Source organism: Streptacidiphilus sp. BW17, from assembly GCF_041262485.1.
In the GTDB taxonomy this organism is placed as follows: Bacteria; Actinomycetota; Actinomycetes; order Streptomycetales; family Streptomycetaceae; genus Streptacidiphilus.
In genome coordinates this window covers 13,463-33,767 of sequence record NZ_JBGCCR010000034.1, presented here as the reverse complement: position 1 = coordinate 33,767, position 20,305 = coordinate 13,463, and the positions used below count along the sequence as shown (strand labels likewise).

At 71.9% G+C, this 20,305-nt stretch carries 17 protein-coding genes; 6 read left to right on the top strand and 11 right to left on the bottom strand.

Going from position 1 to position 20,305, the window contains the following annotated elements:
* Window positions 1–101 precede the first annotated feature (101 nt).
* Window positions 102–839 (top strand): helix-turn-helix transcriptional regulator, encoded by a 738-nt coding sequence (locus ABH940_RS30375; RefSeq protein ID WP_370106719.1) that lies wholly within the window; start codon window positions 102–104, stop codon window positions 837–839.
* 31 nt (window positions 840–870) lie between these two features.
* On the opposite strand, the gene ABH940_RS30370 is transcribed toward ABH940_RS30375, so the two are convergent.
* The 9 genes from ABH940_RS30370 to ABH940_RS30330 form a co-directional block, all read right to left on the bottom strand.
* Window positions 871–2,088: a glycosyl hydrolase family 28-related protein gene (locus ABH940_RS30370; RefSeq protein ID WP_370066078.1), complete on the bottom strand. Its 1,218-nt coding sequence runs from the start codon at window positions 2,086–2,088 to the stop codon at window positions 871–873.
* 298 nt (window positions 2,089–2,386) lie between these two features.
* The gene (locus tag ABH940_RS30365) at window positions 2,387–3,343 is read right to left on the bottom strand and encodes a hypothetical protein (RefSeq protein WP_370106718.1); all 957 of its coding nucleotides are present in this window, start codon (window positions 3,341–3,343) and stop codon (window positions 2,387–2,389) included.
* A 122-nt stretch (window positions 3,344–3,465) separates the two neighbouring features.
* On the bottom strand, window positions 3,466–5,457 hold the full coding sequence (locus tag ABH940_RS30360) for a glycosyltransferase family 2 protein (RefSeq protein ID WP_370066074.1): 1,992 nt from the start codon (window positions 5,455–5,457) through the stop codon (window positions 3,466–3,468).
* A 66-nt stretch (window positions 5,458–5,523) separates the two neighbouring features.
* Window positions 5,524–6,426, bottom strand: coding sequence for an ABC transporter permease (locus tag ABH940_RS30355; protein WP_370066072.1), 903 nt, complete (start codon window positions 6,424–6,426; stop codon window positions 5,524–5,526).
* The gene (locus ABH940_RS30350) at window positions 6,413–7,192 is read right to left on the bottom strand and encodes an ABC transporter ATP-binding protein (protein WP_370106755.1); all 780 of its coding nucleotides are present in this window, start codon (window positions 7,190–7,192) and stop codon (window positions 6,413–6,415) included. The genes ABH940_RS30355 and ABH940_RS30350 overlap by 14 nt, the downstream gene beginning before the upstream one ends.
* Window positions 7,193–7,278: 86 nt before the next feature.
* Entirely contained in the window at window positions 7,279–8,391 is a 1,113-nt protein-coding gene (locus tag ABH940_RS30345) for an ABC transporter substrate-binding protein (protein WP_370106717.1), read from the bottom strand.
* The gene (locus ABH940_RS30340) at window positions 8,388–9,809 is read right to left on the bottom strand and encodes a sulfate adenylyltransferase subunit 1 (protein WP_370106716.1); all 1,422 of its coding nucleotides are present in this window, start codon (window positions 9,807–9,809) and stop codon (window positions 8,388–8,390) included. The genes ABH940_RS30345 and ABH940_RS30340 overlap by 4 nt, the downstream gene beginning before the upstream one ends.
* Window positions 9,809–10,771, bottom strand: a complete 963-nt coding sequence (cysD, locus tag ABH940_RS30335) for a sulfate adenylyltransferase subunit CysD (protein WP_370106715.1) — start codon at window positions 10,769–10,771, stop codon at window positions 9,809–9,811. Before cysD ends, ABH940_RS30340 begins: the two co-directional genes overlap by 1 nt.
* Window positions 10,772–10,774: 3 nt before the next feature.
* Window positions 10,775–11,563, bottom strand: coding sequence for a phosphoadenylyl-sulfate reductase (locus ABH940_RS30330; protein WP_370066064.1), 789 nt, complete (start codon window positions 11,561–11,563; stop codon window positions 10,775–10,777).
* A 533-nt stretch (window positions 11,564–12,096) separates the two neighbouring features.
* Between ABH940_RS30330 and ABH940_RS30325 the strand changes: the two genes are divergently transcribed.
* From ABH940_RS30325 to ABH940_RS30315, 3 genes are all read left to right on the top strand, one after another.
* Complete coding sequence (locus ABH940_RS30325; protein ID WP_370066062.1) at window positions 12,097–13,341, top strand: NAD-dependent epimerase/dehydratase family protein; 1,245 nt, start codon at window positions 12,097–12,099, stop codon at window positions 13,339–13,341.
* 7 nt (window positions 13,342–13,348) lie between these two features.
* The gene (locus ABH940_RS30320) at window positions 13,349–14,845 is read left to right on the top strand and encodes an HlyD family efflux transporter periplasmic adaptor subunit (protein WP_370106714.1); all 1,497 of its coding nucleotides are present in this window, start codon (window positions 13,349–13,351) and stop codon (window positions 14,843–14,845) included.
* A gap of 128 nt (window positions 14,846–14,973) precedes the next feature.
* On the top strand, window positions 14,974–15,837 hold the full coding sequence (locus tag ABH940_RS30315) for a transposase (protein ID WP_370066058.1): 864 nt from the start codon (window positions 14,974–14,976) through the stop codon (window positions 15,835–15,837).
* A 323-nt stretch (window positions 15,838–16,160) separates the two neighbouring features.
* Here ABH940_RS30315 and ABH940_RS30310 read toward each other — a convergent pair whose 3' ends face one another.
* A complete protein-coding gene (locus tag ABH940_RS30310; protein WP_370066056.1) occupies window positions 16,161–16,442 on the bottom strand; it encodes a hypothetical protein in 282 nt (93 codons plus the stop codon).
* Window positions 16,443–16,512: 70 nt separating this feature from the next.
* On the opposite strand from ABH940_RS30310, the gene ABH940_RS30305 reads away from it, so the two are divergent.
* The gene (locus tag ABH940_RS30305; protein ID WP_370066054.1) at window positions 16,513–17,739 is read left to right on the top strand and encodes an epoxide hydrolase family protein; all 1,227 of its coding nucleotides are present in this window, start codon (window positions 16,513–16,515) and stop codon (window positions 17,737–17,739) included.
* A gap of 23 nt (window positions 17,740–17,762) precedes the next feature.
* Here ABH940_RS30305 and ABH940_RS30300 read toward each other — a convergent pair whose 3' ends face one another.
* On the bottom strand, window positions 17,763–19,019 hold the full coding sequence (locus tag ABH940_RS30300; protein ID WP_370066053.1) for an MFS transporter: 1,257 nt from the start codon (window positions 19,017–19,019) through the stop codon (window positions 17,763–17,765).
* 311 nt (window positions 19,020–19,330) lie between these two features.
* Between ABH940_RS30300 and ABH940_RS30295 the strand changes: the two genes are divergently transcribed.
* Window positions 19,331–20,248 carry a LysR family transcriptional regulator gene (locus ABH940_RS30295; protein ID WP_370066051.1) on the top strand — a complete coding sequence of 306 codons (918 nt, stop codon included), beginning with the start codon at window positions 19,331–19,333 and terminating at the stop codon, window positions 20,246–20,248.
* The last annotated feature ends 57 nt before the right edge of the window (window positions 20,249–20,305 follow it).

Genomic DNA, 20,305 nt, shown 5'->3' with positions numbered 1-20,305 from the left:
GGGCGCAGGGGCACTACAATTTCCTGTAGTGGATTCACTCCCGGCGATCTTGCCCTCCCGATCGCCCTGTGCCCGGAACAAGCCGACCGACGGGAGCCCCCGTGCACGACCCCGCACAGCAGCCGGACGGTGCGGAGAAAGCCCGCCGCAACGTGCCGGACACCGAGACGGCGGTCCTCTGGCGCAACCGCACCGCGGTCCTCTTCGACCGGGTCCCGCTGCCGCTCGCCTTCTGCGACGCGAGGGGCTGGATCCTCGCGGCCAACCATCCGATGGCCGTCGAGTGGGGCACCCTTCCGGGCCGTCTGGTCGGTCGCAACGCCCAGGAGCTCTTCCACCCCACCGGTGCGGAGCGGTTCGACCGGATCATCCAGGCTCTGCGCCTGCGCCGCAGCGCCCGTTATCCGATCGCGGTCTCCTGGACCAGCGGCTCCGGCGCGGAGCGGCACGGCGAACTGACGATCGACCTGATCCGCGACACGCCGGACGCCGTGCCCAACCTGCTGCTCTTCCTCCACGCCGACGGCGACACGAAGCCGACCGCCCCGCCGCAGCAGAACGGGCCCGCCGAGGCCGGCGCGATGGAGTCGCGGATCCTCGCGCTGGCCGCGACCGGTCTCACCAGCGCCCGGATCGCCACCGAGGTGGGCCTGACAGCGGACGGGGTCAACTACCACCTCACCCGGCTGTCCCGACGCTGGGGCGTGGCCAACCGCACGGCGCTGATCGCCCGCGCCTACGTCAAGGGCGTGCTCGCGCCGCACGCCTGGCCTCCGGCCCCGGCTTCGGCCCCGGCCTCGGCTCCGGCTCCGGCTCAACCGGGACGCCCGGAGGCGTGAGGCAGCCAGGCGAGGCTCTCGGCGGTCTGACTCAGGCGGAGAGCACCGGACCCGCCGTCAGGTCGAGTTGGGCGGTGGACGCCTTGCTGACGGGCTTGTGGGCGTTGTCCATGTACTGGCCCACCCAGCTCTTCGGCATCGCCGCACCGTGGTTGTGCACCAGGTTGCCGCTGTACTGGCCGCCGCCGTGAGCGGTCAGCACGGCAGCGGTGAAGCCGAGGAAGTGCGCGAAGCAGGCCGTCGCGGTGGAACCGTTCAGGTCCAGGACGTTGCCCGTCAGCAGCGCGCCCGGGTCGCGTCCGGCGGTGGCGAGCTCACTGCCGAAGGAGACGGCGGTCAGGCCACCGAGCGCCCGGAAGTAGTTGCCGACCGCCTGGAGCCCGCGGCCGTGGCAGTCGATGTGGACGATCGCGACCAGGTCGAAGTAACAGCCCTCGACGCGCAGCGTCCACGGGGTGCCCGCCATGCCGTAGGTGATGTGGCTGGACCCCTCGGCTGAGGAGAAGTGGCAGTCGGCGATGGACCAGCCACCCGCACCCGCCACCACCGGGCCCAGCTGGACGCCGTGGTTGTGCCCGTTGACCTGGCAGCCGCTGACCCGTCCGTCGGTGCTGCCGCCGCCCGGGTAGGTGGTGGAGAGGCCGTCGGCCAGCACGAAGGTGCCCGCGCCGTAGGAGGAAGAGGACAGGACGCGGCCGTTGACGGCGAAGAAGTTGTCCGTCCCGGAGGAGAGGAACCGGAGGAACCCCCCGGTGCCGTCCGGGTCGCCGCCCGTCGGGTAGCCGCTGAAGGCGGGCGAACCGCAGTACAGGTCACGACAGTTGATGAAGGTGACGTCGGAGGTGTCGACGACCGTCGCTCCCCACAGGCCGACGACGGCGCCGCCGCCGGGCGCGGTGCCGAGGAAGCCGATCCCGTCGACGGTCAGTCCGTGCGGGTTGGTGTCGACGACGCTGCCGTTGCCGGAGACGCCGACGGTGAGCAGGGCCGCGGTGGTCGCGGTCAGCGGTGCGAGGACGGAACCGGTCAGCTTGGCCACGGTGGGCGCGTTCGAGTCCTGGAGGGTGCTGGAGCCGGACAGCGTGGCGACGCCGCCGGGGACGGTGACCCCGGAGGTGCGGTAGCAACCGCCGGGCGCGGGCGGGAAGTAGACCTCCGAGCCCGCGACCGCGCCCGCCGCGGTGAGCGCCTTCTGGATCGCGGCGGTGTCGTCGGTGTGCCCGTCGCCGAGCGCGCCGTACGTCGTCACGTCGAACACGGTGGACGTGCCGGCACGAGACGTGACGGCACGAGATGTAGTGGTGGAACGAGTGGCCGCACGAGATGTAGCGGCGGCACGAGATGTAGCGGCGGCACGAGATGTAGCGGCTTCCCGGGTCGCGGCTGCCGCGGGCGTCGCGCTGGTGGCGACTAACCCCAGGCCCGCGCCGACCGCGCCGACCGCTCCGAGGGTGAGGCTGCGGCGGCGCGTGAGGGGCTTGGCGAGTGGATCACGGTCGGGTGACACGTCTGTCATGGTGGGTCCTTCCAGCGATGGTGATGCGGTGTCATGAAGTCGGCGCCGCCCCGGCGAGGCCGGTCGACCCGGAGAGGTTGCTCGCGACGGCAAGTGCCGTCTGCGGGAGGGGACCGGCGCAGCGCGGGCAGGCGGTTCCTTCGGCGGGATCGTTGAGCCAGTAGCCGTCGACGGAGGAGCCAACCGACCGGGCGGCGCGTTCGATCCCGGCAGCGGTCACGGACTGGCCGGACGGGTTGGTGCTGATCCCGGCCAGGACCTGGATGTGCGGGTTGGCGGCGCGCGCCTGCGCGGCGGCGGCACGCACGTAGGAGGCGAACCGCGTGGAAGACGGCTCGGCACCCTGGCTCTGGATGTCGAGCACGTCCGTGTACGGCGCGATCTGCCCGAACAGGCCGCTGGCGAGCATCGCGTCGAAGCTGCCGCCGGTCGAGTTCGGCTCCAGCACGGTCGCAAGGTCGGTGGCCGGGGAGGCGAGGAACTGCAGGTGGTCGTTGTGGACGAGCTGGGCGGCCAGTTGGTCATAGTGGGCCGGGTTCGACTGCTCGACGGACGGGGTCAGCGACCAGTGCTCGTTGTCGTAGAGCACGGCACGGATGCGCGGGTCGAGGGTGTGGTGTCGGATCGCGGTGCGCAGGGCGCTGTAGCTGGTGAAATCGGCGGTGGGCGTGCTGTTCCACCCCGCGGGCACGTCCCAGTGCTTGGCCTCGGTGAGCACGTAGGTGGTGGGGGTGTCGAACACCTTCGCGGCGGAGGTTCCGTCCACGGCGATCATGCGCGTCAGCGTCTGGCCGCTGACGATCCAGGACAGCGCGCCGCTGCCGCCGGCGGCCGGGGCCGTGCTCGTGCCGGTCGTACCGCTCGGCGGCGCGGGTGTCCCCGTCGCCCCCTTGCTGCCGTGGTCGGAGCTGCAACCGGCCACGGCAGCAAGGAGCAGGGCTGTGCCCAGCAGCAGTGGGATCCGGGCGGCGCGGGTGGTGAGCTTCATGCGATGGAGTCCTCCAGTGGATCGCCTGTCGTGCGGTGGAGCAGCTCTCTTGCAGTGGAGCAGCTCTCTTGCGGTGGAGCAGCAGCTGTCTTGTCTGAACTCGGACCAGTGTTCGGATCCTCTCACTTGTCCGGTGCCGCTCCGGCGACCGCCGTCCCCCCTGCCCTCCCCGCTGCCGCCCCCACCGGACGTCGGCTGCGCCGAAGTTGACGGAACGCCAGCGGAAGGCCGACGGGCCGGGTGCCGCAGGCCAGGGCGGACTCCAGCTGGAAGACGCGCTTGAGGAACGTGAAGGGCAACCACAGTGGCAGCCACAGCAGCAGGCGGGTGCGGCGGTAGTAGATGATCGCCGCGACCCTGGGCAGCAGCGCGGGGATCTGCGCGAGCACGAACACCACCGCGAAGCGCGCGACGTTGTGCTGCGGCTGCGGCTGGAGCACGCCGTAGACCAAGGCCAGGATCAGCACGAAGAAGTGCACCGGCGAGGTCATCCGGGTGCCCGCGCTGCGCGGCAGCTCGAACCAGAAGCGCGTTCCGGGCGCGCCCTGCCCGAACGGCGTGAACCGGCTGAAGTTCATCATGCCGCCGAGCCCCCACCGGAACCGCTGCACCCGCAGCTGGCCGACACTGGCCGGCACGTCCTCGTAGGAGATGGTCTGCGGGGCGACCACCGCCCGCCAGCCCATCCTGGCCAGCGCGCAGGTGAACTCGGCGTCCTCACCGAACATCCCGTGCACGAAGCCGCCCAGCTCGACCGCCGGCTCCCGCCGGAAGGCGCAGAAGGTGCCGGGAATGCACGGCACGGCGTCGACCTCGCTGAGCGCGGATAGGCAGAAACCGTAGGTGAACAGCTGCTCCATGGCGCGCATCCGGTCGATCCAGGTGCTGTAGGGCTCCTTGGGCAGCGGTAGCACGCCGACGGTGCCCACGCGCGGATCGGCGAGGAAGTGCGGGATGGCACCCGCGAAGGAGCCCGGGTCCAGCGCGCAGTCGGCGTCGACGCGGAAGACGAACTCCGCCGTGCAGCGGGCCAGCGCCAGGTTCAGTGCCTTGGCCTTGCCGCCGTGCTGACCCTGGATCACCTCGCCCGTCGCGTACCGCCAGGCGGCGACGGCGGCCTGGGCCAGCGCGCGGGTGTCGTCGGTGGACCCGTCGTCGCAGAGCACGACGTGCACCGGTCCGCCGTACTCCCCCGCCGCGCGGTCGATGGAGCGCAGCAGCCGCTCGATCCCGGCGGCCTCGTTGTACGCGGGGATGATGACGTCGAGCGGGGGCCGCTCCGGGCCGGGACGCGCGATGCGTCCGCCGACCGCGCGCACCAGGGTGAGCAGCACGAAGGTGAGGTCGGTGACGCAGGAGCGCAGGCTGGCGAGGATCAGGAACACCGTCAGCGGGTGGTTGCCGACATGCTGGATCAGGACCAGCGCGAGGGCGGTCACCGCGCTGAGCGAGGCGAGCAGGCAGAACGCCAGCACAAGGTTGTCGTGCCAGTCCGCACCGCGTCGCAGGGAGCGCAACGGTGTGATCGAGGGCAGCCGGTAGGTGGTGAAGGTGAGCCGGAAGATCAGCAGGTAGCCGAGGGTGGATTGGAGCGCGAGGGCGATCAGCGGCGCGGGCGCGAGCGGCATGCCGGTGGTGGCACCGAGCAGCGCGGTGAAGCACTCGGCGAGCACGGACAACGCGACGAAGAGCGGCGCGTGCGCCAGGATCATCAGCCTGCGTCCGAGGCTGGCGGGCAGCACGACGGCCAGCGTCAGCAGGTACCCGACGACGGCGGCGGGCAGCAGCGGTGGGAGCGTCTGGGCGTAGACGAGGGCCTGGTGCGGGTCGCGTGCGGTCGCGTTGAGCGTGTCGGCGACCAGGGAGTCGTAGGCCTGGAGCAGTTGCGGGTGCCGCAGCGCGATGATGGCGGTGCTGACGGCCGCGCCGACCACCAGGAACGCGACGACGCGCGGGACCGACGGCCGCCGTACGGACGGGAGTTCGACGATCCGGCCGCTGCCTCGGTCGCTGTCGTCGAAGCGCCGTGCCAGTGGCCAGCGGGTGACCAGCAGCAGGAGCAGCGCCTCCAGAACGAGCGCGGCCAGGGTGTCGCGACTGGTGGTGCTCGGCATCGGCCGACGATTCCTTTCGCGTGGAGTGCCAGGAGTCCTTGGGTGTATGGAGTTTCTGCCTGCGGCTCAGCGGCCGGGGGCGGTGAGGCCACGGGCACGGAGCACGCGGCGTTCCATGGGGGCGAAGACGAGCAGGTTCACGATGACGCCGACGACCAGGATCAGCGCGATGGCGCAGAAGGCGAGCCGCATGTCCCCCGCGTCCTGAGCCTGTTTCAGCAGCCGACCCAGGCCCGGGCCCAGCGCGGGCGAGACGGCGATGATCTCGGCCGCCATCAGCGAGCGCCACGCGAAGGCCCAGCCCTGCTTGAGGCCGCTGACATAGCCCGCCAGCGCGGCGGGCAGCAGCACATGCCGGACCGAGGTGAGCCGACGGGCGCCGAGGTTTCGGCCGACCAGCAGGAAGAGCGGCGGTACCTGGTCCAGTCCGGAGACCAGTCCCAGCGCGATCGACGGGATCGCACCGAGCAGGACCACGCTGTAGAGGGCGGCCGGGGTAACGCCGAAGAACATGATCGCGGGCGGGACCCACGCCACCGAGGGCAGGCTCTGCAGTCCCGCCAGCACCGGCCCGACTGTCAGACGCAACGGCCGGAGCCGTCCGACCAGCAGGCCCAGCACGGTGCCGACGGCCACGGACACGGCGAACCCGAGCACGCCGCGCAGCACGCTCTGACCGATGCTCGGCCAGACCTCCCCCTGGCCCGCCGCGCCCAGCAGGCTCTGGCCGACCTCGACGGGGCTCGGCAGCACCCAGTCGGGTTCGACGGCGGACGCCCACACCAGCTGCCACGCGCCGAGGACCAGCGCGAGGCCGAGCACGGGCGGCAGTACACGGTCGCGCAGCACGGTCAACCCGCTCCGGCGCGGCCGGGGTTGCGCCTCCAGCGCGTCGAGACCGGCCTCGACGAGGACGGTGTCCGGCGCGGCATCCGGCACGGTGTCGGTCCCGCTGTCAGGCGCGGCCATGGCGGCTGATCTCCTGGCGCAGGTGGTCGGTGATCTCGGCGGCGAGGCCAGCAACCTCGGCGTCCTCGATCCGGCGCGGCTGCGGGACCGGGACGGTCCAGCGTCCGGTGATCCGGCCGGGGCGGGAGGAGAGCAGCACCACTTCGCGTCCCAGCCGGACGGCCTCGCGGACGTTGTGGGTGACGAAGACGACGGCACAGCCGGTCTGCTGCCAGATCCGGACCAGCTCCTCGTGGAGCACGTCGCGGGTGATCGCGTCGAGCGCGGCGAAGGGCTCGTCCATCAGCAGCACGCTGCTCTGCTGGGCCAACGCCCTGGCCAGCGCGACGCGTTGACGCATGCCGCCGGACAGCTCGTGCACCGGCTTCGGGTGGGCGCCGTCCAGCCGGACCAGGGTGAGGAGCCGCTCGGCCTCGGCCCGGCGCTCCGCCCGGCCACGCAGGCCACGCAGGCGCAGCGCGAGTTCGACGTTGCGCCCGGCCGTGAGCCACGGGAACAGCGCCGACTCCTGGAACATCAGCGCCGCATGCCCGCCGGCCACCTCGACGGTCCCGCTGCTGGGCTCGGCCAGCTGCGCGATCAGGTGCAGCAACGTCGACTTGCCGCAGCCCGACGCCCCGATGACGCAGGTGAAGCCGCCGGACGGCACGGTCAGGTCGATGTCCTCCAACACGGGCGCGGCCGTCGCTCCGGGACGGCCGAAGGTCTTGCCGACCGCGGTCAACCGCACGACGGGCGGCGGCACGGCGGGCGGGGGCACGGTCACGGACGGCGCCGGTCTGGTCGGCGCGGTCTGGGGCGGACTGCTCACGAGGGTCCCTCCGGCGCGTACGGGTCGAAAGTGACGGACAGTCAGGATGAAGCGGGCGTGGGTTCGCCGCGCGCGGCGAGGAGCGTGTCGAGCGGACCGAGCGCGTAGATGCCGGACACCGAGGCGGCGGCACCGCTGCCGTCGTCCGAGCCCAGCCCGACGGCGGCGGCGTGCGCGGCCAGCGCCGGCAGGTCGCTGACCACCGGGTCGTCGCTCAGGGTCAACGCGGCCCAGGCTCGGGCGAGTTCGGCCGGTTGGAGGGTGGCGCCGGTCGCCGCGGTGAGGGCCTTGCCGACGTCCGTCCGAGCTGTCGCCGGGTGAGCGGTGATCCAGGCCTGGGTGTCCAGTTGAGCGGTCAGCAGCGCGGTGACGGTCTGCGGATGAGCGTTCAGGAACGAGGTCGCGACGACCAGGTCGGTGGTGGCGAACCGGCCGCCGGGCCACAGCGAGCGCTCGTCGACCAGCACGTGCCCGCCGCCTTCGAGCACCATCCGCGAGGCCCACGGCTCGGGCACCCACGCTCCGTCGATCCGACCGGCGCGGAACTGCTCCAGCGTGGTGGCGTTGCTCTCGGGGACGACGGCGACGTCGCCGCTGCCGCTCGGGTCGGTGTGGAAGCCCTGCTGGAGCAGCCAGTAGCGCAGCGCCACGTCCTGGGTGTTGCCGAGCTGCGGGGTGGCGAGGGTCCGGCCGCGCAGCTGGGACGCGCTGGTGATACCGGGACGCACGACCAGTTCCGCGCCGCCGAGCGTTGCTCCGGCGACGATGCGCAGCGCCTCACCGTGGCTGCGCATATAGGCGTTGAGCGCAGAGGACGGCCCGACGTAGGCGGCGTCGAGGTGGCCGCCGAGCAGGGCGGTCATCTCGTCCGGGCCGGCCCCGAAGACCTGCGGGGTCAGCCGGGTCTCCCCCAGGTCGCGGGCGTAGATCCCGTTCTGGAGGCCGATCAGCGGGGTGGCGTGGGTGATGTCCGCCAGGTAGCCGAGCCGCAGCGCCACGGCGGGGCCCGGCGCGGCCGCCGCATCCTGCGTGCAGCCGGAGAGGGCGGCGCACAACAGGGCGAACAGGCCGAGCAGCAGCGCGGGCACGGGCACGCGCACGGGCACGGGCACGACGGATAGGCCGCGGCTGCCGGTCACGGTCGTGCTGGTCATGGCCGCCCTCCCGGTACGAGGCCGCCGACCATGCCCGCCGTCAACGTGCTGCCGTCGGCTGGGTCGATCAGCAGGAACGCGCCCGTGCGCCGGTTGTCCCGGTACTCGTCCAACGGCAGCGCCTCGGCCGTGGCCAGGGTGATCTGCCCGATGTCGTTGGCCTCCAGCGCGGTCGGCACGGGCAGGGCCGCGAGGGTGGTCAGATCGAGCCGGGCGTCCAGCGAGCGGACCACGGCGCGCACCAGGGCGGTCTGCTGCCGCAGCAGCACCTGGTCCCCCGCTCGCAGCGGTCGCGCGTCGAGGTGGCATACGGTCGCGGTGAACTCGCGGCCGACCGGCGGCGCGCAGTCGACCGGGGCTATCAGGTCGCCCCGGCCCACGTCCAGGTCGTCGGCCAGACGCAGCGTCACCGACTGGTCAGCGACCGCGAGTTCGGCGTTCTCCTGGTCCATCCGGTCGATGCCGACGACCGTCGAGGTCCGCCCGGACGGCAGCACGACGACCGGGTCGCCCAGCCGAACCACGCCGCTGGCGACGCGTCCGGCATAGCCGCGATAGCCGCTGGAGACACCGGATTCACTGGAGACACCGGAGACACTGGTGCCGTGCAGCGAGCCGGACTCCGGCGCCCGCACGACACACTGGACCGGGAAACGCATCGGCAGGCGCTGCGGGTCCTCGTCGACCTCGACGGATTCGAGGTGTTCGAGCAGCGTCGGACCGCTGTACCAGTCCATCGACGCGGAGGGGTGCACGACGTTGTCACCGTTCAGGGCGCTGATCGGGATCGCCAGCAGGTCGCGGACGCCCAGCTCGGCGGCGTAGCCCGCGCACTCCAGGGCGACGGCGGCGAAGACCGGCTCGGCGTGGCCGACCAGGTCCATCTTGTTGACGGCCAGCACCAGACGCGGGACCCGCAGCAGTGCGGCGACCGCGAGGTGACGGCGCGTCTGCTCGCGGACCCGGCCGCGCGCGTCGACCAGCACCACGGCGAGGTCGGCGGTGGACGCGCCGGTGACCATGTTGCGGGTGTACTGCACGTGCCCGGGGGTGTCGGCGAGGATGAACCGCCGGCGGGCGGTGGCGAAGTAGCGGTGGGCGACGTCGATGGTGATGCCCTGCTCGCGTTCGGCGCGCAGGCCGTCGGTCAGCAGCGCCAGGTCGGCGGCGGCCAGTCCGCGTTCGCGGGAGGCGCGGGCGACGGCGGCGAGCTGGTCGGCCAGCACCGCGTGGCTGTCGTGGAGCAGTCGACCGACCAGGGTCGACTTGCCGTCGTCCACGGACCCGGCGGTGGCCAGCCGCAGCAGCGTCGCCGGTGCGCCTGGACCGTCGGGGCCGTCGGGCCTGTCGAAGCCGTCGGGGTCTGTGGCCACCGGCGTACGGGTGAGGGGCGTGCGGGTGAGCGGGGGCAGGTCCATCAGAAGTACCCCTCGCGCTTGCGGTCCTCCATGGCGGCCTCGGAGAGCTGGTCGTCGGCGCGGGTCTCGCCGCGCTCGGTGAGCCGGGAGGCGGCGATCTCGGCGATGACCTGGTCCGGGTCGGCGGCGTCGGACTCCACCGCGCCGGTGCAGGACATGTCGCCGACGGTGCGGTAGCGCACGCTCCGCCGCTCGACGGGCTCGTCGTTCTTCGGGCCGCCCCACTCCCCCGCGGTCAGCCACATGCCGTTGCGCCGGAAGACGTCCCGCTCGTGGGCGTAGTAGATCGACGGCAGGTCGACCTTCTCCCGGACGATGTACTGCCACACGTCCAGCTCGGTCCAGTTGGAGAGCGGGAAGACGCGCAGGTGCTCGCCGGGGCGGTGGCGGCCGTTGTAGAGCGACCACAGCTCCGGGCGCTGACGGCGCGGGTCCCAGGCGCCGAACTCGTCGCGTACCGAGAAGACCCGCTCCTTGGCGCGCGCCTTCTCCTCGTCGCGTCGGCCGCCGCCGAAGAGCGCGTCGTGCCGGCCGCGGGTCACCGCGTCGAGCAGCGGCACGGTCTGCAGCGGGTTGCGGGTGCCGTCGGGACGCTCGGTCAGGCGGCCGTCGGCGAGGTAGTCCTCGACCCTGGCCACCGTGAGCCGCAGGCCGTGCTCGGCGACGACGCGGTCGCGGAAGTCCAGCACCTCGGGGAAGTTGTGGCCGGTGTCCACGTGCAGCAGCCCGAACGGCAGCGGCGCGGGCCGGAAGGCCTTGAGCGCCACGTACAGCATGACCATGGAGTCCTTGCCGCCGGAGAAGAGCAGCGCCGGACGTTCGAACTGAGCCGCGCTCTCGCGGATGATGTGGGCCGCCTCGGACTCCAGCACGTCGAGGTGGGAGAGGCGTGGTCTCTGTCGGGTGGGCGGGGCTGCGGTCCCGAGTGCGGTCCCCGGTCCGGTGGGTGCGAGGTCCCTCATCGTTCACTGCCTTCCCGGCTGCTGACGCAGCCCGCATTCGGTCTTGGACGATCCGGCCCAGCGGCCCGAGCGCGGGTCGGCGCCGGGGCTGGGCCTTCTGGTGCAGGGGGCGCAGCCGATGGAGGTGTAGCCGTCGTACAGCAGCGGGTTGACCAGGACCTGATGGCGGGTCACATAGGCGTCCACGTCCTGCTGGGTCCAGCGTGCGAGCGGCGCGACGGTGATCTTGTCGCGGGCCTTGTCGTACTCGACCACGCGCATGCCGGCGCGGGTGCGTGCGTCCTCGCGGCGCATCCCGGTGATCCAGGCGCGGTAGGGCCGGAGTCCGCGCTCCAGCGGCTCGACCTTGCGCAGCGCGCAGCAGCGGTCCGGATCGCGCTGGTAGAGGTGCGCGCCGTAGGTCAGCGCCTGCTCGGCGACGGTCTGATGCGGCGTCATGGTGACGACGTTGACGTCGTAGACGGTGGCGACGGCGTCCCTTGTGCCGATGGTCTCGGCGAAGTGGTAGCCAGTGTCGAGGAAGAGCACGTCGATGCCGGGCGCGACGCTCTGGGCGAGGTGGACCAGGTGGGTGTCGGCCATGGAGGACGCGACGACCAGCCCGGTTCCGAACTCACGGCGGGCCCAGGCGATGACGTCGGCCGCGTCGGCATCCTCCAGCAGCACTGCGGCGGACTCGGCGAGCGCGCGCAGATCAGCCGGCGGGGCGGGGGGTGCTGCAGGGGGTGCTGAGGGCGGGGCGATGAGCGGGAGCGGGTCGGAATTCTCTTCCGAGGCGGCACTTCGAGCCATGGGAGCCCTCCTTTCGCCTTCCCAAGTGAAACCTTTGAACTGCACCGTGAGGCAATGCCGAATGGGTCGTTCTTACCTGATCCTTTACTTTACCCCGGGCGAATCATCGGGCCTTTTCCGATACACCGGAAAATCATGTGTGGAGTTTCCTGTGAGATCGCCATGGCGGAACTTCGGCCGCAGCATGGCACTCGATGTGGATGACAGTGCGTCACTGCAGGTCCACAGCCCGCTTGTTACAGACAGTGCCTCTTTCAAGAGTGGTGACAGGATGACCAGCGGGTTCAAAAAATCTTGTGCGCTGGACATGACACAGATCTTGTGCCAGAGTCCGTACTGGCCGGTACAAGAGGCCGCCTCGTCATCGTGCCTCCGGACGCCATTCCGCAGCGTCCACCGTGGCCGGCCGAGCTGCGGCGGTAATTTCCTCGGCCGTGCACCAAAACGGCGAGAGCACCAGGCGTGTCTTGCCTCGATATTTCTCCCCTGTATTGCGTTCGTGTTCCATCCGTATTTCATGGAGGTGCGCGCACATGCATGTGCTCATTCTTGGCGGGGACGGATTCTGCGGCTGGCCGACAGCGCTCCATCTGTCCGACCGCGGGCACGACGTCACCATCGTCGACAACCTCAGCCGACGCGCCATCGACCTGGAGCTGGAGGTCGATTCGCTGACCCCGATCCGGCCGATCGGCGAGCGGCTGCGGGTGTGGCGCCAGGTGTCCGGCAAGGAGATCGGCTTCGTCCGGCTCGACCTGGCCAACGAGGCCGAGCGCCTCACCGCGCTGCTGTCGGCCCTGCGTCCCGACGCGATCGTCCACTTCGCCGAGCAGCGGGCGGCGCCGTACTCGATGCGGTCGACCACGTCCAAGCGCTACACGATCGACAACAACGTCCGGGCCACCCACAACCTGCTCTCCGCGCTGGTCCACTCCGGGACCGACGCGGCCCTGGTCCACCTGGGCACCATGGGCGTCTACGGCTACGGCTGGTCCGGGAGCGCGCCGATCCCCGAGGGCTATCTGACCGTCAAGGTCCCCACGCCCGACGGCGATGTGGAGCGCGAGATCCTGCACCCCGCCAGCCCCGGCTCCGTCTACCACCTCACCAAGACGCTCGACCAGTTGATGTTCGCCTTCTACGCGGCCAACGACCAGCTGCGCATCACCGACCTGCACCAGGGCATCGTCTGGGGCACCCAGACCGCGCAGACCGCCCGCGACGAGCGGCTGATCAACCGCTTCGACTACGACGGCGACTACGGCACCGTACTCAACCGCTTCCTGATGCAGGCCGCCGTCGGGCACCCGCTCACCGTCCACGGCAGCGGCGGGCAGACCCGCGCGTTCATCCACATCCGCGACACCGTGCGATGTATCGAGATCGCCCTGGAGAACCCGCCCGCCGCCGGCGAGAAGCCCAAGGTCTTCAACCAGATCACCGAGAGCCACCGGGTGCGCGACCTGGCCAAGCTGGTCGGCTCGCTCACCGGCGTGCCCGTCGCGCACCTGCCCAATCCGCGGCGCGAGGCCGACGAGAACGAACTCAACGTCCGCAACGACCAGTTCCTCGCCCTCGGCCTGAACCCGACCACGCTCAACGAGGGCCTGATGGAGGAGTGCCGCGAGGTCGCCGGCCGCTACCGCTCCCGGGTCGACCCCAGCAAGATCGTCGCCCGCTCGGTCTGGCGCGCGGGCATGACGACGGCCGAGGACCTGGTCAGCGAACTGCCCGAGACCGCTCCTGCGGCGGACTCGGCGCCCAGCACCCGGAGGTGACGAGAACGTGCGCGGCAAGAAGTCCCGTCCGGTCCGGGGCATGAACGCGGCACTCGCCGACGGGGAGGCGGGCGTGGGGGAGATCCTCCCCGCCCGCAAGCCCAGGGCGCTGTGGCAGCTCGGTGCAGCGGTGGCGGCAGCCGTCGCCTGCACCGCGGCCACCGCAGCCACGTACCATGCCATCGCCAACCGGCCGCTCAGTTTCAGCGGCGAGGTCACCCCCGCCCACACCTACTACCTCAACTTCCCTGCCACCGGGGCGGTGCAGACGCTTCTGGTCCGGCCTGGCGACCACGTCCACGCCGGGCAGGTGCTGGCCACCCAGCAGAGCAGCGTCGCGGCGGCAAACCTCCAGGCCGCCCGCGCGGCCGTCGCCGCCGACACCGCCCTGATCACCGAGGACGAGCATCCCGCCACCGACCCCGATACCGCGGCACAGAACCAACTCGCCCTGGCCAAGGCCCAGACGGACGCAAGCAGCGCCCAGGGCGCGCTGTCGCTGGTGCAGACCGACACGGCGAACCAGCTCACCGCGCAGTCCACCGCCATCTCCTCCGACCAGACCACACTGACCGACGACGAGACCCGCTACGCCCAGACCTGCGGCAGTTCCGCCACGCCGCCGACGGTCACTCCGCCCGCCGCCCCGCCCCCGTCGTCCCACCCGTCGCCGGCGCCGACCATGACTCCGGCGGCGACGATGACTCCAGCGGCAGCCCCTGCGGCACGAACTCCCGGTGCGGTGGTCGCCGCCACCCCCGATCCGGCGCTCTGTCAGAACCTCGCGTCCCAGATCGACAAGGACGCGGCCATCCTCGCTCAGGCCAAGGCCCAGCTGAGCGGCCTGCAGTCCAGCACCCAGTCCCAGGAGCAGCAGGACCAGGCGGCCCTGTCCCAGAGCCAGTCCGTGGTCCAGGCCGCGCAGGCGCAGATCGACGCCCAGGGCAGCGCGCTCACCCCGGCAACCGTCGCCCAGGCGCGGTCCCAACTCGCCACCGCCCAGGCCCAGGTGGCCGCCGACGCGCTCGCTCTGCAGCAGACCACCATCCTCGCACCCGCCGACGGTGTGGTGGCCGACACCGCAGGAGCGGCCGGCGACCTGGTCGGCCCGGACGGCGTGCACGCGTACTCAGGACCGGCCGCCCAGTCCGGCACCCTGGTCGACCAGCAGCCTGGCGTGCAGCTGTTCGTCCCCTCCCCGGCGGCGGGCAGCGGCTCTGCAGCCGACGAGAACCCGGGCACCTCGGCGCTGATCACCATCTACTCCGGCACCCTGGAGGTCACCGCGCAGCTCCCCGAGTCGCAGATGAGCACCGTGCACCGGGGCCAGACCGCCTCCCTCTCGGTCTCCTCGGACGGACGCACGCTCACCGGTCGCATCAGCCAGATCCTGCTCGATCCGGCCCGGGTACCGGGCGCGACCTACTACGACGTGACCATCACGATCGAGAACCCCCCGTCCGACGTGTTGGCGGGCATGTCGGTGAATGTCACCCTCAACTGATCGACTGTCTGATCCATCTGACCTGTCTGACCTGTGTGACCTGTCTGACCAATCGTCATATCCCCGCCATATTCTCTCGCCAACCGACCCCGCCGACTGCTCGCCGTCCCGGCACGAGGAGGCTTCCGATGAACCACCCCGCAGCCAGCAGCAGCCCGGAGACAGCTCCGCCCGTGCGGTCCGCCGCGATCACTCCGATGTCCGTGCCGGATCCGTGCCTCGGGCCGGGGCCGGGCTACAGCCACGGCGACGCAAGTGACCTGCTGGGCAGCTGCGACGCCCCGTTACGCGACGTCACCCGGCTGATCCTCGAAGCCGCCCTCCAGGTGGAGCTGGACCACCACCTCAACGGCTGCGCCGAGGACCCGGACGACCGGGCCGACGTCAACTCCCACAACGGCCACCGCCCCAAGACGGTGCTGACCACGTTCGGGCCCGTCGAGGTGCTCATGCCCAGGGACCGCAGGGGCAGCTTCTCCCCCGCCATCCTCCCCAAGTACCGCCGTGACCTCGCCGGACGCGAGCCGCTGCTGCTCTCGCTCGCCGCCCGTGGGCTGCCGCGTGCGGACTTCGAGGCCCGACTCGTCCAGTTCTACGGCGACAGCCCGCCGGCGGCGCCGCTCTCCCACGTCGCCGACCGCGTCGCCGCGCGCCTGCACCTGTGGCAGCGGCGTCGGCTCGCGCCGCGCTACCTCGTCCTCTTCGCCGACACGGCCACCGTCCCCGGCGGCCGTGAGGCGGTCCATCTGGCCGTCGCGGTCGCGGCGGACGGGCGCCGGGAGCTGCTCTCCCTCTGGGCGGCCGGGGCAGCCGGCCCGGCCGACGTCTGGGAGCCGATCTTCGGCGACCTGCGCTGTCGTGGCCTCCAGCACGTCTCCATCGTCGTCGGCAACGGCACCGCCGGGCTCCCCGCCGCGGCCCGGACCGCCTGGCCCCACGCCGCCGTCCACGCGCGCAGCCACCTGCTCCGGAGCGCCGGTCCGGTGAGGTGACCGATCAGCCGCGGTGCCAGGTCCTCGGTGTCCTCGCACCGCTGCTGGACGAGGTGGGCACCTGCCTGGGTGTCGGTGGTGCCCAGGCACAGGCCGCTGTACCAGTCCCGCTGTACTCGTCGCTCACCGCGACAGCACAGATGTTTCCAGCACGGTCTGTCATCCGACTGCCGTGCACCGCACGGCCGAGGCGCGACTGACGGTGCTGCGGGACGACACCACGGCTGACCTGCGGCGCTACGAGAAGAAGTGAGGACAGAACGGGACGCGGAGCCGTGAATGCCGGGGTGAACGGCGGGGTGAACACGGTCGTGCCGTTGACGTCAGCCGCTCTTCAGCGCCGCGTCGCAGTCCAGGCAGCGACGGCTGCGGTACTCGGGCGGGTACCAGGGCCCGCCCGGGCTGACGGGCGCGTACGGCTCGGGCTCCAGCTCGTCCGCGACGAGGCCGCAGAGCGTGCGCGCGAGGGGGTCGCCGGGCGCGTCCGGGTCGGCCGCGGCGGCGTGCACGGCGCGGACGCGGGCGCCGATGTCGGTCTCGCCGACGACGCTGTCCACCACCTCGGTGGCGGGCTCCAGCTCCATCAGCACGACGATCGCGGTCACCTCTCGATCCTGCGCCCGGCGACGCACTCACGCATCCGCTGGAGCGTCCGCGCCGTATGCTGCGGCCCCTATGAGGATCTCGCCTGACGACAGCATCCGACCTTTCCGCATCGCCGTCCCGGACACCGACCTGGACGACCTCCACCAGCGGCTCGACCGGACCCGGTGGCCGGACCAGCTTCCGGGGGTCGGCTGGGACTACGGGATCCCGGCCGACTACCTCAAGGAGCTCGCGCAGCACTGGCGGCACGGGTACGACTGGCGCGCGGCCGAGGCCCGGCTGAACGAGTGGCCGCAGTTCATGACCACGATCGACGGCGCGAACATCCACTTCGCCCACATCCGCTCGCCGGAACCCGACGCCACGCCGCTGCTGATCACGCACGGCTGGCCGGGCTCCATCGTCGAGTTCGAGCGGATCGCAGGTCCGCTGACCGACCCCGTGGCCCACGGCGGCGACCGCGCCGACGCGTTCCACCTCGTGCTGCCGAGCATCCCCGGCTTCGGCTTCTCCGGCCCGACCCGCGAGACCGGCTGGGAGTACCGGCGCGTGGCGGCTGCCTTCGCCGAACTGATGCGGCGTCTGGGCTACCCGCGCTACGGCGTCCAGGGCGGCGACTGGGGATCGGCCATCTCCCGCGAGATCGGCCGCACCAGCCCCGACCAGGTCATCGGCGTGCACCTGAACCTGATCCCCGGCGCCGCGGCGTCAGCCGAGCCGACCGAGGCGGAACTCGCCGGGCTGAGCCCGGCCGAGCGCGAGCGCACCTGGGCGTCCTGGGAGCGGACCCGCGCGTGGCTGCGCGACCGGCAGGGCTACGCCGACATCCAGTCCACCCGGCCGCAGACCCTCGCGTACGCCCTCACCGACTCGCCGGTCGGCCAACTGGCCTGGATCGCCGAGAAGTTCAAGGAGTGGACCGACTCCGGCGACTGTGGCGGCGGTGGCCCGCAGGACGCCGTCGACCGCGACCACCTGCTCACCAACGTGATGCTGTACTGGCTGACGGGCACGGCCGGTTCCTCCGCCCGGATCTACTACGAGCGGGCCCACGCGGCCTACTGGGGAGAACCGCCGGAGCCGTCCCGGGCACCCACCGCCCTGGCGTCTTTCCCTGCGGAGAACTTCATCGTCCTGCGCCACATCGCCGAGCGGACCGACAACATCGTCCGCTGGACGGAGTTCGAACGCGGCGGCCACTTCGCCGCGATGGAACAGCCCGACCTGCTGGTCGGCGACATCCGCGCCTTCTTCCGCACCCTGAGCACCGGCGTGTCGGAGAAGCGCGCCCGATGACCGGCTCGCCCGGCTCGCCGGGGTCATCGGGCCAGGCGGATCGCCAGGGCGATGAGCGCGAGCACAGCGGCGCCCAGAACACCTGCGCTCGCCACGGTCCACAGTTCGCGCAGCCGGGTCCGCCCACGCCACCAGCTCCGGACGCCGGTGGCGGTGCCGGCGATGGCGGTGCCGGCCGCCGCCAGGCACAACAGCAGGGCGAGCGCGGCACCCAGCACACAGACCCCGTTCCAACCGGCGTGGGCGTGGACCACCCCGACCAGCCCTGAGCCGATCGCCCCACCCAGGAAGTAACACGTCATGTAGGCCGAGGTGATGCGTCCGCGTGCGTCCGGGCGCAGGGCGTAGATCAGCGACTGGTTGCTGATGTGCACGCCCTGGTGCGCCAGGTCCAGCAGCACGATGCCGGCGATCAGCGCCGCCAGGTGATGCGCCCCCAGGGCCAGCAGTCCCCAGGAACCGAGCAGGAGCAGCGCGCTGACCATCGTGGTCAGCGTGGTCCGTCCACGGTCCGCCAGCCGTCCGGCCAGCTGGGCGGCGACCGCACCGGCGGCACCGGCGAGTCCGAGCAGTCCGATCTCGCTGTCCGACCAGTGGTAACCGGGGCCGGAGAGCAGAAATGCCAGCGAGGTCCACAGCGCGCTGAAGCAGGCGAAGGCCAGCAGGCCGAGCAACGCCCGGACCCGCAGTACCGGTTCGTCGACCAGGAGACGCGCGGTGGAGCGCAGCAGCCGTCCGTAGCGCAGACCGGCGGATCCCCGGTACTGAGGCAGCGCCCTGTGCAGAGTGACAGCCAGGACGGCCATCGCAACCGCCGCGGCCCAGTACACCGTGCGCCAGCCGCCGACCGCGGCCAGGGCACCGGATGCGGTTCGGGCCAGCAGCATGCCCAGCACCAGTCCGCTCATCACCGTTCCCACGACCTGACCGCGCCGGTGCGGGGCGGCCAGGTCCGCGGCGAACGGCACCAGGACCTGCGCGGTCACCGACAGCAGACCGGTCAGCGCGGTGCCGGCCAGCAGCAGCCCTGCGTTGGCGGCGACCGCCGTCAGCGCCAGGGAGCACGCCGTGGCCAGGGTCAGGCCGCAGACCAGCCGACGCCGTTCCAGCAGGTCGCCCAGCGGCAGTACCAGGACCAACCCCAGTGCGTAGCCGACCTGGGCGACCGTCACCACCAGCGCGGCGGAGGCGGCGGAGAGCCGCAGGTCCCGGGCGATGGTGTCCAGCAGCGGCTGGGCGTAGTAGTTGCTCGCCACACACAGCCCGACGGCCGCGGACATCAGCACCACCGTGCCGCGACCCGGACCGTCGGCGCCGGCGCTGCCCGAACGGGGTGCGGGAGCGCCTGTCGTGGACGTTGATGGCGCAGCGGGGGAAGCCGAGGAGGAGGCCATGTCCGTTTCCTTCCGTAAGTTCAGAGCGCCGAGATCAGAGCGTCAAGATCAGAGCGTCACCGACAACGTCCGTCGGCGGACCGCGTCGCAGCTCCCGCGGCGCCGGTCGGTCCGGGCTCGCGTTCATGCTCTCCGGCCAGCCCGGATGAATCCAACAGATGGTTGTCATGCCAGCGATCGTGGAACACGATGGATGAATGGAACTCCGCCAGCTCGTCTACGCCGTCGCCGTCGCCGAGACCGGCAGCTTCACCCGCGCCGCTCACCGCTGCTTCGTGGTCCAGTCCGCCCTCAGCCACCAGATCGCCCGGCTGGAGAGCGAGTTGGGCACCCGGCTGTTCGAACGCACGAGCCGGCGGGTTCGCATCACCGCCGCCGGCGAGGCGTTCCTCGGCCCGGCCCGCGAGGCGCTGGCCGCGATCGAGCGGGCCCGCAGCGAGGTGGCCGCGTCCGAGAGCGAGGTACGCGGCCAGTTGAGCATCGGCACCATCACCCCGCTCACCGCGGTGGATCTGCCCGACCTGCTCGCCGCCTACCGGGAGCGGCATCCTGCTGTGCAGGTCACGCTGCGCGCCAGGCTGGTCCGGGACCTGCTGCAGGAGGTGCGCGACCGCGCCTGCGACCTCGCGTTCGTCGACACCCGCCCGGAGCGGCCCCCGGCCGGGCTGGCGGGGCGGGTGCTCGCGCAGGAGGACCTGGTCGCGATCGTCCCGCACGGGCATCGGCTGGCCCAGGAAGCGCGCGTCACGCCTGCCCGGCTGGCCGAGGAGGACATGGTCGACATGCCACCCGGCTCCGGCATCCGCCGGCACAACGACGCGGCGTTCACGGCGGCCGGTGCCACCCGCACCGTCGCCTTCGAGGCGGACACGATGGCACTGCTGGAACAGCTCGTGGGGCGCGGCCTCGGCATCGGCCTGGTCCCCGCCGCCACCGCCGCGCGCATGCCCGCAGTTACCGCGGTGGCTACGACGGGCGTGCCTCCGCGAACAGTGCGTGCGGTCTGGATCGCCTCCGGAGCCTCACCGGCGGCTCGCGCGTTCCTCCAGCTCCTGCGCGAACGCACCCCGCAGGCCCCACCGGAGGAGGACGGCCCCCGGGAGGACGACTCCTGACACCGGCTGCCCGTCCGGGCGCGCGGCGTGGTGGGCCCAGGTGGCAGCGGGCCTCTG